A 13,831-nucleotide genomic window follows, 5' to 3' on the forward strand; every position below is an offset into this window, starting at 1 on the left:
ACGCTACGAGATAAAATTTAAGCAGCCTTCCGGTAAAGGTTGGCTTTATTATAATTTAACGTAATTTTGAACAGATTTGATATATTATTTTAATAGTCAAATCTTGTACCAAATAACTACGAATTTTCCAATACAAATATACAAAAAATAATAAAAAAATGAGCAAAAGCTTACCGAAAAGAAGCGAAGATTACTCCCTGTGGTACAATGAGTTAGTAAAGCGGGCCGGACTGGCCGAGAACTCGCCCGTGCGGGGCTGCATGGTAATTAAACCATACGGTTATGCCATTTGGGAAAAGATGCAACGTATCCTGGACGATATGTTTAAAAAAACCGGTCATAGCAATGCTTATTTTCCTTTGTTTATTCCTAAATCTTTCTTTAGCAAGGAAGCCAGCCACGTAGAAGGTTTTGCCAAAGAATGCGCCGTAGTAACGCACTACCGCCTTAAAAATGCCGAAGATGGCAGCGGCATTGTGGTGGATCCGGATGCTAAACTGGAAGAAGAACTGATCGTACGGCCTACTTCTGAAACGGTAATCTGGAATACGTACAAAAACTGGATTCAATCGTACCGCGATTTACCGCTGCTGCTCAACCAATGGGCGAACGTAGTGCGCTGGGAGATGCGCACCCGCTTATTTTTACGGACATCGGAGTTTTTGTGGCAGGAAGGCCATACGGCCCACGCTACGGCTCAGGAAGCTATTGCCGAAACGGAGCAAATGTTGGGCGTATACGCCGAGTTTGCGGAGAAATTTATGGCTGTGCCCGTAGTACGCGGCGTTAAGAGCCCGAACGAACGTTTTGCCGGGGCCCTGGAAACGTATTGCATTGAGGCCATGATGCAAGATGGTAAAGCCTTGCAAGCTGGTACTTCGCATTTTTTGGGTCAGAATTTTGCGAAAGCTTTTGATGTAAAATTTGCTACCCGGGAAGGTGGTTTAGAGTACGTTTGGGGAACTTCGTGGGGCGTGAGCACCCGTTTAATGGGTGCTTTAATCATGGCCCACTCCGATGACGATGGTTTGGTATTGCCTCCCATGCTGGCTCCTACGCAGGTGGTTATTATTCCGGTATTTTTCAACGAAACGCAATTGGCGCAAATCTCGGAAAAAGCCAAACAGATAAAACAAGCTTTAGAAGCCCGCAACATTTCGGTGAAGTTCGATGACCGCGATACCCAGAAGCCCGGCTGGAAATTTGCCGAGTACGAGTTGCAGGGCGTACCCGTCCGGATTGCTATTGGCATGCGCGATTTAGAAAATGGCACTGCCGAAGTAGCTCGCCGCGATACCAAAGCAAAAACTACTTACCCCTTCGAAAACCTGGAAACGCAAGTAGTAAATCTCTTAACCGAAATCCAGGAAAATATTTATCAGAAAGCTTACCAGTTCCGGGAAGTGCATATTACCAAAGTAGATTCGTACGACGAATTTAAAAATGTGCTGGATACGAAAGGTGGTTTTGTTTTAGCCCATTGGGACGGCACGCCCGAAACGGAAGAACGCATAAAAGAAGAAACCAAAGCTACTATCCGGTGCATTGCCCTGGACGCGGAGGCGGAAGAAGGCACTTGTATTTTAACCGGAAAACCATCGACTCGGCGCGTACATTTTGCCCGGGCTTATTAGACACTAATATCAAGACGCTAGTAGTAAGATTTTTTAAATTTTTAACTAGACCCGGTAAGTTGTAAAACTTATCGGGTTTCTTTTTTATGTTCCTATAAGCGACTCGTTATTGCTTGCTCGTGCCAGATTTTTTGAAATTTAAAAAAGATGATTAAAAAGCTGAACAGGATGTGCGATATCATTTTATGAAATTTTAGAATTTGTAAACCGGATGGTTTCTACAAATCAGAATGAACAAGTTAGATTGAACTAGTAATGGTTCATAAGGGATTATTACAAATTATCAAAAATTTAAAAATTCTTACTTCCACCATCCTTACTCTCTCTTCTGCGAATTTACCGGATTTAATAAATTTAAAAACACAACCTTCAAGAAACTAATACAAATGATTGCTTCCTCTGGCATTGCTTGTATATTTGGATTTTCCGGTAAAACAATTTGCAGCAAAATATGACTTCTTCTCAAAATGCGCCGATTACGGTAGGGTTAGCTTCTTACGGCATGTCTGGTCTGGTTTTTCACGCTCCTTTGCTGGCCGCCAATCCGCAATTCAAGATCACCAAAGTACTGGAACGAAGCAGCGAAAAGTCAAAATTGCGCTACCCGGAAGTGGAAGTAGTTAAAGATTTTCAGGCGTTGATTCAGGACGATGCCTTGGAACTAATAGTGATTAATACGCCTAACGCGCTGCATTTCGAGATGGGCCAACAAGCTTTGCGCGCCGGTAAACACGTAGTAATGGAAAAACCATTTACCGTTACCGCCCAGGAAGCAAACGAATTAATTACCCTGGCCAAAGAACAGCACCGCATTTTAACTGTTTTTCAGAACCGGCGCTGGGATGGCGATTTCCGGACCATTCAGCAGGTGGTAGCGCAAAAGCTTTTGGGCAAACTGGTGTATTACGAAGCCCATTATGATCGTTTCCGGAACTACGTAGAAGCTAACACCTGGAAAGAAGAAACCGGCCCTGGTTCGGGCTTATTATACAACTTAGGCTCCCACATGCTTGATCAGGCCCTGGTATTATTTGGAAAACCCCAAGCCATTACCGCCCACTTGGGTACGCAGCGCCCCGGCGGTAGAATTGATGATTACTACGCTATTACTCTGCATTACCCGGAATTAATGGCGAGTATAAAATCCAGTTACCTGGTGCGTGAACCCGGTCCGCGTTACATATTAAATGGGACCGAAGGCTCATTTCATAAATATGGCATCGATCCGCAGGAAGAAGCCTTAAAAGTGGGCCAAATACCTACCGGACCAAACTGGGGACAAGAACCTACTGCGGATTGGGGCAAACTAAATACCCAACTAAACGGCCTGCACTTTACCGGCACCATCGAAACATTGCCCGGCGACTACCCTGCTTTTTACCAAAACGTATACGAGGCCATTCGCTTAGGCAAAGAACTGCAAGTGAAACCCGAAGAAGCAGCCTTAGGCATTCAACTCATCCAACTAGCCCAGCTAAGTAGCACCGAAAAGCGGACAATTTTAGTTGATTAGAGTTGAAAGGTTGGAAGGTTAGAAAGTTGCAGGTTACAGGTTGCAAGTTACTAATTGGTAGATGGTACTTGGTAAATGGTACTTGGTAGATGTAAAAAGCTCCCCGCCTTGGATAAGGAGGGGTTGGGGGTGGTTGATTGTTGAGAGTGGTAAATTTTTAAAATTATAACTACTAATCAGGAGACCTTATGCCTCTTCTTTTAAATGCTGTAACAACTTATTTTCTAAAAAAGAACAGCCGGAAGATACACGAAATAGCTTTGTATCTCCCGGCTGTTCTTTTTTGATAATTTATACTAACTACACCAAACTGCGTAAGCGATCGGCAGCAGTTTCGGGGGTAATATCGCGTTGCGGATTGCCCAGCATTTCGTAGCCCACCATAAACTTTTTAACGGTAGCGGAGCGAAGCAGCGGCGGATAAAAATGCATGTGAAAATGCCAAGCCGGATGCTCTTGTCCATCGGTTGGCGTTTGGTGAATACCAGCTGAGTACGGAAACGACACGTTAAAAACTTTATCGTAAACTACAGTCAATCTTTTTATACAATCAGCATAAGCATCTTTTTCTTCCTCGCTCATCTGGCTCAAATTACCAAAGTGGCGCTTGCTCACAATCATGGTCTCAAAAGGCCACACGGCCCAGAAAGGTACCAACGCCACAAAATGCTCGTTTTCTACTACAATACGTTTTTTTTCTTCGAGTTCAATGGCCAGGTAATCGTTGAGTAAACTGCGGTTATTCGCCTCAAAGTAGTTTTGCTGCTGCATTAATTCTTTGGCGGGCTCTACCGGAATAGAGCTTTGCGCCCAGATCTGGCCGTGCGGGTGCGGGTTGCTGCAACCCATAATAATGCCTTTATTTTCAAAAATCTGGACGTAGTTGATAAAGTCGAGCTTACCCAATTCTTCGTATTCGTGCTGCCATAGATCTACTACTTTGCGAATATCAGCTACTTCCATGTCGGGTAAAGTAAGATCGTGCCGGGGCGAGAAACAGATTACTTTGCAGACTCCCCGTTCACTTTCAGCTTTCAGCAAACCACTTTTCTCAAAGCTGCCGGTGGGTGTACTCTCCTGTAGAGCGCCAAAGTCGTTATTAAAAACAAAGGTTTGGGAATACGGTGGGTTCTTTTCGCCACCAGCGCGTTCGTTGCCGGGGCATAAATAGCAGGTTGGGTCGTAAGCCGGCCGCGTTTCTTTTTCTACTTCTTCCTGCTGGCCTTGCCATGGGCGTTTAGCCCGGTGCGGCGATACCAATACCCACTCGCCAGTAAGCGCATTGTATCTGCGGTGCGGATGTTCTGCTAAATCAAGTGCCATATTTTTTAGTCAATAGTCCATGGTCCGCAGTCGATGGCCTACGGAGTTTTAGTTGTTAGTTATTCGTTGCTCGTTGTATACTTCAATTGTATGAGATATAGAAAGCTCCCCGCCTGATTTAGGAGGGGTTGGGGGTGGTAAATTTCACTTTAATTTTCTCCAATCCCCTTTCAAATACATCCTTATTCTCAAACCTTGGCGTTTTAATATTAGTTTTTTAAATTTTATGTCTTATTCTTTGCTAAACTATTATCAGCGAAGGGGTTATTTTCTATCTAACTCAATCCCAAGCTTCTCCCGGGGCAATTGCAATCCAAAATATTCGTCTCCACAATGGGTTGCTTTCTTAATTTTCTTCTTGGTTGATTATTCTTTAAATGTTTCCATAATGCAGCTTCAGGAGGAGTTAAGTTGCTGCAATTTTGTTGTTGCAGATTTTTAAATTTTGTTATTTGTGAATACGTTCTGGCATCTTCCAGTGTCGTGGTCAACCACCCCTTACCCCTCCTTAGCCAAGGAGAGGAGCTTTAATTCCTGTTAACTTGCAACCTTGCAACTTTCCAACCTTTCAACCTTGCAACTTTTTAAACCTGTAACCTTCTAACCTTCCAACTGTCCAACCAACCCGGTTCCGTCTACAATCTCGGCTACGTAGGTTTTCAGAGTAACAGCAAATTCTTGCTGGTAGGCAGTAGTCATTTTTTGGGTAAAAGCATCTAAGCCGCTTAGTTTTACCAAGTTAATGGTACAACCGCCAAATCCGCCCCCCATCATGCGGGCACCCAGAACAGAATCATCTTGTCGGGCTAAATCTGCTAGAAAATCGAGTTCCCGGCAGCTTACTTCGTAATCGTGTTGCAAGCCTTGGTGCGAGGCAAACATTTTTTGCCCGAAAGCGGCTAAGTCGTTGTTTTCTAAATCCTGGCAGGCGGCTTCTACCCGGTTGTTTTCCTGCACCACGTAGCGGCAACGCTTGTAAATGACGGGCTCAAATTCGCTTTCATGGGCGGTCAGCATGGCTTCGGTAACATCGCGTAAGCTTTGTACTTGGGCATTATGCTTTTGCAGCAGCGCAACGCCGGCTTCGCATTCTTTGCGGCGAGTATTATACTCCGAAGAAGCCAGCGAGTGTTTTACCTGCGTATCGCAAAGCACAATACGGTAATCGGTAATATCAAAAGGATAATACTGGTATTCCAGAGAGCGGCAATCGAGCTTTACCACGTGGTTTTTCTGCCCGAAGGTATTGGCAAATTGGTCCATGATGCCGCTCATAACGCCCGCAAATTCGTGTTCGGCTTTTTGCCCCATTTTAACTAAATCAAACTTTTCGATATGAAGCTGAAAAATATAATTCAGGGCAAAGCCTAGCCCACACTCAATGGCCGCCGACGAAGATAAGCCCGCCCCAAGCGGAATATTGCCGCCAAAAACCACATCAAACCCGGGTAATTGGTACCCGGCTTTTTGCATTTGGGCTATAACGCCTAGTAAGTAATTAGCCCAGGAAATATCTGATTTTTTAACCTCCGATAAACGAAACTCCGCCTGTTCGTGCAAATCAAAAGCATAGGCCCGAAAACTGTTCGTGTTGTTAGGCGCTACGGCAAAGTAAACTTCTTTATTAATGGCAGCCGGCAACACAAAGCCATTGTTGTAATCGGTATGTTCGCCGATCAGGTTTACCCGGCCCGGTGAGCGCACTAACACGGGTTCTTGCTCGTAGAGTTCTTTAAATTTAGAAACAATATCGTTAATCATAGTGTATAGGTTTAGCAGCCTAAATACCAGGCCAATAGTAGCTTATATTTATGAAGCAACAGCAATTCTGCCTTTGGCGATTTTACGCCTCATTCCGTACCGCAAAGCGATACACCGTTGACTCTTTATACGTGTTGCCGGGGTTAAGGATGGTAGATGGAAAGCTGGGCTGGTTTGGAGAATCCGGGAAATGTTGGGTCTCGAGGCAAAAACCGTAATGTTTTTTAAAAATTTTGTTATCCGATCCTGTTAAGGTTCCATCGAGGAAATTACCGGAGTAAAACTGCATGCCGGGTTGGGTAGTATAGGTTTCGAGTACCCGGCCGGTAAGCGGTTCATAAACGCGGGCCGCTAACTTTAGCTGCTTGTCCTGTCCGTTAATAAGCACATAATTATGATCGTAACCACCTTCTACCTGCGTTAAGCGCGAACCAATGGTATGCGGCGTGGCAAAATCCATCGGCGTACCAGCCACGGGCCGTAGCTCCCCGGTAGGAATTAAATTTTCGTCAATCACGGTGTACCGGTCCGCCTGAACCATGACTTCGTGGTTCAGAGCATCTTCGGCTTGGCCGGCGGCCAGGTTAAAATAACTATGGTTGGTTAAATTAATGGGGGTAGCTTTATCGGTCGTAGCTTCGTAGTCTATTTTTAATTCATTGGCCTCCGTAAGGGTATAAATAACCGTAGAGGTTAAAGTACCCGGGTATCCCTCTTCGCCATCTTTACTGATATAGGTTAATTTTAACGCATTTTGCTCCGGCAGCATTTCCGGGGTCCAGACTTGCTTGTCGAAGCCTTGCAAGCCACCGTGTAAATGGTTAGGACCGTTATTGATTGCTAAGGTATATTCCTGGCCGTTCAGCGTAAATTTACCTTTGGCAATCCGGTTGGCGCAACGGCCGGCAATGGCCCCAAAGTAAGGATGACCGGCTAAATACGTATCCAGATTATCAAAACCTAACACGATATTACCTGCTTCACCATTTTTATCTGGAGTAATAATGTGGGTAATAATGCCGCCGTAATTCGTAATTTTTATAGAAGTACCTTGCTGGTTGATGAGGGTATACCGTTTTACTGCGGTACCATCCGGGGTTTTACCAAAATTTTCTTCTTGCATATAATGGTTATGGGTAGAACTATTTTTCTGCTTTGGTAGCCGCTGCAGTATTCGATTTTATTTCTTTAACAGAATTGATTCTTAAAAGCCCTTACGCTAGAACAGGAACACTAAGCCCGAAACTACCTGTAATTTTTTTAAATTTTTCCTTTTCCTTAAGAGCTATCCGCATTAGCAATATAAAATCGGCATAACCTACTAAAAAAACAGCAATTAAACCAAGTTCCTCTTTATTGTTTAGGCTAATAGCCGTAACTAAAACAGCATGATCAGGCTAATTTATTTAAGTAGCATAAAATTAAATAAATACTGTAGCTACTGAAGAATCTTTAAAGAAAACTGGTTACTGCGGAAATAGTTTGTTTGATTTTCTGGTACTTACACGCTGAAATTTAAAAATATAAAAACAAAAAGGCCGGTAACTAGCAGTTACCGGCCTTTGCGTATAAGAATTTAAATCTCTTAGCTTTTCTTGGCGGCAGGCTTAGCACCACCAGCCGGAGCTAACGATAAAATGTATTTTACCATTTCAGAAGCATCGGCTTTAGAAACTTGCGGGTGCGGCGCCATCGGGATATCACCCCAGCTACCAGCTCCACCTTTAATAATTTTATCAGAAAGCTTATTAACAGCGGTTTTATCGGCACTATATTTTTTAGCAATATCTTTAAAAGCCGGACCTACCACTTTTACTTCCAACTGGTGGCAAGCACTACAATCGCTTTTATCCATCAGCGCCTTCCCTTTTAAATTTGCCGATCCTTGCACCGGTACACCAGTAGTGGCATAAGCCGCCGACGAAGCCAAGAGTACCGCAGCTAGAGCGGCAGTTTTAAAATAATTAATTACTTTTTTCATTTTTAAATTTACGTGTATGGAGCTATTAAGTTAAATTCTATTTCTGCTGGTTTATTCTGGCTTAATAGTTATGAGTCATCACCATTAATCTGAACCCTGGCAAACACAATAAACCCGCTATTTATATTAAAAAAATTGTAACCGTTTATTAGGTGTATACCGCTTAAGCTGTATGTGGTTACATTAAATACTAAGCAAAGCTCTAAGTAACAATTTTTATACCTTTTTTTCAAATTTTGTTCTTATTGCTTTTTTGTTGCTGCTATATTGTACCCACTATCGCATATAAATACGGCTTAACCGCTGCCGGTAACAACAGCATTCTAAAAAGTATTTATAAATGCCCTTAAACGTTGAAATTATAAAGAGTAAGGATGGAACCCTGGCCTAAGCTACCCTCAAATAAATGTATCTTTGCAGCTGCCATATATTTTTAAATTTTTTTAATTATATAGCTGAAAAATGCCTAAAAACGTATGTTCCGTTAAGCTGACAAAATCAAACCTACTCGCCTCTATTCCAGAATTCTATAACACCTATGAAAGCTAAATTTATTCTGTTTCTGGCGAGTAGTTTATCGTGGGCAACCAGCTGGGCGCAAGTAGAGGTAGATCATGCCTTTAGCCACGCCCAAACCCAAACTGCGCGCTTGCTTCAGGAAATAGACGCGGCAAAAACAACTGACCGGCCAGATTTACTTTTACCGCACTCTCTAACCCCCACTGGCTTGGTAAAGCTTATTTCTTCGAAAGAATGGACGAGTGGCTTTTTCCCGGGTACTTTGTGGTTCTTATACGAACATACCAAGGATACTTATTGGCTCACGCAAGCCCAGGCTTATACCGCCAAACTAAACACAGAACAGTTTGATACCAGCACGCACGATGTGGGTTTTAAAATTTACGGCAGCTTTGGTACTGGTTACCGGCTCGCCCCCACGGCAGCTTACCGCCAGGCAATCATTCAGGCCGCTCAATCGCTGGTAACCCGATTTAATGCTAAAACTGGTTGTATTCGCTCCTGGGACCATAGCACCAATTTGTATAGCTACCCGGTTATTATTGATAATATGATGAATTTGGAATTGCTCTTTGCCGCTACCCGGTTAACCGGCGATTTCTCTTATTATAATATTGCGGTGTCACATGCCAATACTACCTTAAAAAACCATTTCCGAACGGATTACAGCTCCTGGCACGTGGTTGATTACGATGCAACTACCGGAGCCGTAATTAAAAAAGTAACCGCGCAAGGTTACAGCAATGCGTCGGCTTGGGCCCGGGGGCAAGCCTGGGGTTTGTACGGCTATACCATGTGTTACCGCGAAACCAAAAACCCGGTGTACTTGCAGCATGCCGAAAACATTGCGTCCTTCTTGTTCAATCATCCGAACTTACCGGCAGATGGGGTTCCTTACTGGGATTATAATGCTCCGCTTATTCCCAATGAGCCCCGCGATGCTTCGGCGGCCGCCATTATGGCTTCGGCCTTGTACGAATTAAGCACTTACAGTACGCAGGCCAGTAATTACCGGACTATGGCCGATAAAATAATGACCAGCCTTGCTACCCAGTACATTTCTCCGGTGGGCGAGAACCGGGGCTTTATTTTATTACACAGCACGGGTAATAAACCCCGGAATGCAGAAGTAGATGTTCCCTTAAATTACGCGGATTATTACTACCTGGAAGCATTGATTCGCCGGAAACAAACTAACCTCGCTCCTGTACTTAACACTATTGAAAATAAAACCCTAACGCTGGGTCAAACTTTAAACTTTACTGCTTCGGCCACGGATGTTAATGCGAATCAAACCAAAACTTATTCTTTGGTAAAAGCCCCGGCCGGAGCCTCCATCCATAACACTACCGGCACCTTTAGCTGGAAACCGACTCAAGCAGGTACGTTTACCTTTTCTGTGCAAGTAACTGATAATGGTTCTCCGGTATTAACCGGCCAAAAACCAGTAACTGTTACTGTAAATCCGACTCCAACTTATACTTTACAGGTAGCTATTACGGGCAGCGGCTCCGTAACTAAAAACCCGAACCAAACCAACTACACGGATGGTACTACGGTTAAATTAACCGCAACTCCCGCAGCTGGTTACCGCTTTAGTAGTTGGAGTGGGGCAGCCACGGGCACCACTAATCCCCTGTCGGTAAGTATGACGGCAAATAAAAGCATTACCGCTAATTTTACGCCAGCCGGGCCGCAGGTGGTAAGTTTTACCTTAATAAATGCCTCTACCGATCAGCCTATCCGGAATTTAGTACCGAACGACGTTATTAACCTGGCAACTGTAAAAAATTTAAATATTCGGGCTAATACCAACCCGGCTACTACCGGCCGGGTAGTATTTAACTTAAGCGGAACCCAAACCAGAAACATTACGGAAAGTACTGCTCCTTATGCTTTATTTGGTGATACTAACAGCAACTATACTGGCTGGACACCGGCTACGGGCAGTTATAGTTTAAAAGCTACGGCTTACTCTTCGGCCAGTGGGGGCACGGCTGGTCCGCCCTTAACTTTGAATTTCAGAGTAGAGAATCGCGCTACTACTGCGCCTGTTTCTTTGGTGGTTTATCCTACTCCTACCTTCTCGGGGTACATACAGGTAAAATCAGAAATTGCTTGGCACGGGAAAATTACTTATAAGTTGCTGTCGGAGATGGGAACAACTATAGCAACCGGTGAACTTCGTATAGCCGAGCCAACCAGTTTGTTAGAATTTAACTTTGCCCCACAAATGCTTACCGGCGGCATTTATTATCTACACCTAAATACTAAGGAACAACAGGAAGTGCTAAAATTATTGCGGCAATAAAAGAACAGTACTACTAAATAATTGGTGTTATACAGAGTTTACATTGATTTCTTAAGCCAAAACGGTTCTCCAGCAGGAAACTACAACCTGATATTTTTTATTTTGACGTAACAACAGTAAATAGCTTGCCGCTGTGTTTTTAAAAAACCGGGCCTTCCTGTGGAGTAATGGACGGTTGCGCGGTTTCGATTACCGGCCATTTACGCTTCCAGCTAATTTTGTCGAGCAACATTACCCTGCCGGTTCCCGGACTATCTTTCCGGAAACCATGATAGAGCATCCAGGTTTGGCCGGCTTTGTCTTGGATCAGGTCGCCGTTGTGCCCGGGGCCGACAAAGCCCGCAGGGCCCGTATTTTTACTTAGTAATGGGGTACCGCCATTGTCGAGTAAAGGTTTGCCGTCTTTATCCAGGTAAGGGCCTTTAAACTTTTTAGAACGGCCTACTTTTACTTCATACGTACTTTTTTCACCTTCGCAGCAAGTACCGGTAGAACCCAGGTAGTAGTAGTATTTTCCTTTTTTGTGAATGTACGAACCTTCGTAAGCTGTGCCAGCTAACCTAAATTTTTCGCCTTTTAGCTGCATACCGTTTTCGGAAAGTTCTACGCCATAAATACCATGAAAGCTGCCCCAGATTAAATACGGAACGCCTTTATCCTCGAAGAAGAAAGCATCAATCGAATTATCTACGCCAATTTCTTTGCTTAAAAACAGCTTGCCATGGTCGGTAAAAGGGCCTTCGGGTTTATCGGATGTAGCTACGCCAATACCCGGGTTTGGGTCGCCCCAGGTAGAAAAAGAATAATAGAGAAAGTATTTACCTTTATAGAAAACCGCATCAGGAGCCCAAATGCCGCCATCTTGCTTCCAGTCGGGTTTTTTACTTAGCGCGTCGCCTACTTTTTCCCAGTTTACCAGATCTTTCGAGCGCAGAATGGGCGTAACAAACGGTCCGCCGAAATTATCCTTTGCCCAATTAACTTGAGTAGAATAACTGTAAAAATAACCATCGGGCGCCTGTACCAGGTTCGGGTCCGGGAAATCGTGATTGAACACCGGGTTTTGGTAAGTTAGTTTTTGCTGGTCGTTAAGGGTTGTACCGGATTGCGCATCAGCTATTTCGGGCTTTGCCAAAAAGCTAAAAACCAGAACAAGCTGTAAAATCAGAAACTTAGAAGCGGAAGAATGCTGCATCGGATTAAGAATTTTTAAAATTTTTGTTTTGCCAATATGTTAAAGTAGCTGCTGTATATGTGTGACTATCTACCATCATATTTAAAAACAAACTCATTGATAACTTTATCAAACTCGTTTTTTCTTTGTTCAGGTATGTTCTGGTAACCTATCCAATACGATCCCTTTACTTCTTCTTTTCTCCAATAGCCATTTGCTTCTTTGCCTGAATTCGAATTGATTTCATCCCTTTTTGGCCCACCAATTAAAAACTTTCCAGATTTTGCAATTTCTTCGTAGTTCCAACCAAAGTCTTCCATAGAAAAGTAAAACAACCCACCGTTTTCATATATAAATTGATATGACCTACCATGCGCTTCTAATAAAAGTTGCTCTAAGTACCCATCGGGTGGATTCAATTTGTAAGTGACACGTTTATTATCCTTTGTTAAGTAGCCTTTTTGTTTAATAATGTAAGACTGGCAAGAGGTAAATGAAATAACTATGATCAAACTCATATAAGCTACTAAAACCCTTTTCATTAATCCTTAAGGAACATCATTATTATATTTACTACTCACCCGAAGGTTTTACAATAGCGGTTTCAATGGCTAAAGGTTTCCCGAAATCCGGGGTGCCATTGGGGTTCCAGGTAAATTTCTGAATGCGGGTGCTACGGCCACTGCATTCGCCGTTGGCTTCGGATTTGGCATGGTACACAATCCAATCTTCTTGGCCGTCCGGCGATTTGGTAAAACTGTTATGCCCCGGGCCGTACACGTTGTTTTCTTTAGAAGCTTTAAAAACTGGATTAGGTGATTTTTGCCAAGAGGCGGGGTGGAGTATATCGCTTTTGGCCGAAGCCGTAAGCATGCCCAAAGCGTAGTTATCATCCCAGCAAGCACTGGCCGAGTAGATGATGTGCAACGTACCTTTCTTCCCTTCCAAAAATTGGGGTCCCTCCAGGATTTCGCGGTCTTTAAACTTTTCCCAGTCATAAGTTGGCTTGGCAATTTCTACCTGCTTTTCGCTGATGGTCCAGGGGTTTTTCATTTCCGCGATAAACAAGCGGCTTTGCGGACCAACGTACGCCGAATACACAAAATAACGTTTCTTCTGGTGCTCAAATACCGACCCATCCAGCCCGGAATAATTGGTGTTTACTTTACCTTTATCCACCCAGTTACCGGTTAACGGGTCTTGGCTGGCGTTCTCTAACACAAACACGTAGCGGGTTTTATCGCCGGGGTTGGCTTTGTCGGTGGCGGTGTAGTAGATGTACCATTTGCCGTCCAGAAAGTGAATTTCGGGGGCCCAGATATCTTTGCTGTTTGGGCCGGAAGCGGGGGGCGTCCAAACCACTTGAGGTTTGGCTTGTTTAATGCCGCTTAAAGTTTTTGATTTATAAATGGCTAGTTTGTTACCGCTCGTCGACATAAAGTAATAATTGCCGTCGGTATGCCGGTAAGCCCAGGGGTCCGGGCCGTTGGGCACCAGCGGGTTGGTAAAGGTTTTATCCTGCGCCTGCGCGGTTAGCATGCTCCAAAATATCACCAGCAAGAAGAAAGAAAATCCTGTTTTTTTAAATTTTTTCATTTTGGAACGCTACAAACCT

The 13,831-nt window shown here is 43.9% G+C and carries 10 protein-coding genes; 3 read left to right on the plus strand and 7 right to left on the minus strand.

Annotation, left to right across the window (positions count from 1 at the left end; all coding sequences use genetic code 11):
* Nucleotides 1-158 precede the first annotated feature (158 nt).
* Both proS and AHMF7616_RS19365 read left to right on the plus strand, forming a co-directional pair.
* Nucleotides 159-1,634 (plus strand): proline--tRNA ligase, encoded by a 1,476-nt coding sequence (gene proS, locus AHMF7616_RS19360; RefSeq protein ID WP_115374376.1) that lies wholly within the window; start codon nt 159-161, stop codon nt 1,632-1,634.
* 451 nt (nt 1,635-2,085) lie between these two features.
* A complete protein-coding gene (locus tag AHMF7616_RS19365; RefSeq protein ID WP_115374377.1) occupies nt 2,086-3,147 on the plus strand; it encodes an oxidoreductase in 1,062 nt (353 codons plus the stop codon).
* Between the two features lie 300 nt (nt 3,148-3,447).
* Here the strand turns inward: AHMF7616_RS19365 and AHMF7616_RS19370 are convergent, their stop codons facing one another.
* From AHMF7616_RS19370 to AHMF7616_RS19385, 4 genes are all read right to left on the minus strand, one after another.
* Complete coding sequence (locus tag AHMF7616_RS19370; RefSeq protein WP_115374378.1) at nt 3,448-4,470, minus strand: UDP-glucose--hexose-1-phosphate uridylyltransferase; 1,023 nt, start codon at nt 4,468-4,470, stop codon at nt 3,448-3,450.
* A 600-nt stretch (nt 4,471-5,070) separates the two neighbouring features.
* Entirely contained in the window at nt 5,071-6,231 is a 1,161-nt protein-coding gene (locus tag AHMF7616_RS19375; protein ID WP_115374379.1) for a galactokinase, read from the minus strand.
* Between the two features lie 82 nt (nt 6,232-6,313).
* Nucleotides 6,314-7,354 carry an aldose epimerase family protein gene (locus AHMF7616_RS19380; RefSeq protein ID WP_115374380.1) on the minus strand — a complete coding sequence of 347 codons (1,041 nt, stop codon included), beginning with the start codon at nt 7,352-7,354 and terminating at the stop codon, nt 6,314-6,316.
* A gap of 462 nt (nt 7,355-7,816) precedes the next feature.
* Nucleotides 7,817-8,212 carry a c-type cytochrome gene (locus AHMF7616_RS19385; protein WP_115374381.1) on the minus strand — a complete coding sequence of 132 codons (396 nt, stop codon included), beginning with the start codon at nt 8,210-8,212 and terminating at the stop codon, nt 7,817-7,819.
* Nucleotides 8,213-8,750: 538 nt separating this feature from the next.
* Here AHMF7616_RS19385 and AHMF7616_RS26480 point away from each other — a divergent pair.
* The gene (locus tag AHMF7616_RS26480) at nt 8,751-11,042 is read left to right on the plus strand and encodes an InlB B-repeat-containing protein (RefSeq protein WP_158546207.1); all 2,292 of its coding nucleotides are present in this window, start codon (nt 8,751-8,753) and stop codon (nt 11,040-11,042) included.
* 139 nt (nt 11,043-11,181) lie between these two features.
* Here AHMF7616_RS26480 and AHMF7616_RS19395 read toward each other — a convergent pair whose 3' ends face one another.
* The 3 genes from AHMF7616_RS19395 to AHMF7616_RS19405 all read right to left on the minus strand — a co-directional run bounded on the left by AHMF7616_RS19395 (nt 11,182) and on the right by AHMF7616_RS19405 (nt 13,812).
* The gene (locus AHMF7616_RS19395; protein WP_115374382.1) at nt 11,182-12,237 is read right to left on the minus strand and encodes a family 43 glycosylhydrolase; all 1,056 of its coding nucleotides are present in this window, start codon (nt 12,235-12,237) and stop codon (nt 11,182-11,184) included.
* A gap of 65 nt (nt 12,238-12,302) precedes the next feature.
* The gene (locus AHMF7616_RS19400) at nt 12,303-12,758 is read right to left on the minus strand and encodes a hypothetical protein (RefSeq protein ID WP_115374383.1); all 456 of its coding nucleotides are present in this window, start codon (nt 12,756-12,758) and stop codon (nt 12,303-12,305) included.
* Nucleotides 12,759-12,789: 31 nt separating this feature from the next.
* Nucleotides 12,790-13,812 carry a glycoside hydrolase family 43 protein gene (locus AHMF7616_RS19405; RefSeq protein WP_115374384.1) on the minus strand — a complete coding sequence of 341 codons (1,023 nt, stop codon included), beginning with the start codon at nt 13,810-13,812 and terminating at the stop codon, nt 12,790-12,792.
* Between the last annotated feature and the right edge of the window lie 19 nt (nt 13,813-13,831).

This window comes from Adhaeribacter pallidiroseus, assembly GCF_003340495.1.
In the GTDB taxonomy this organism is placed as follows: domain Bacteria; phylum Bacteroidota; class Bacteroidia; order Cytophagales; family Hymenobacteraceae; genus Adhaeribacter; species Adhaeribacter pallidiroseus.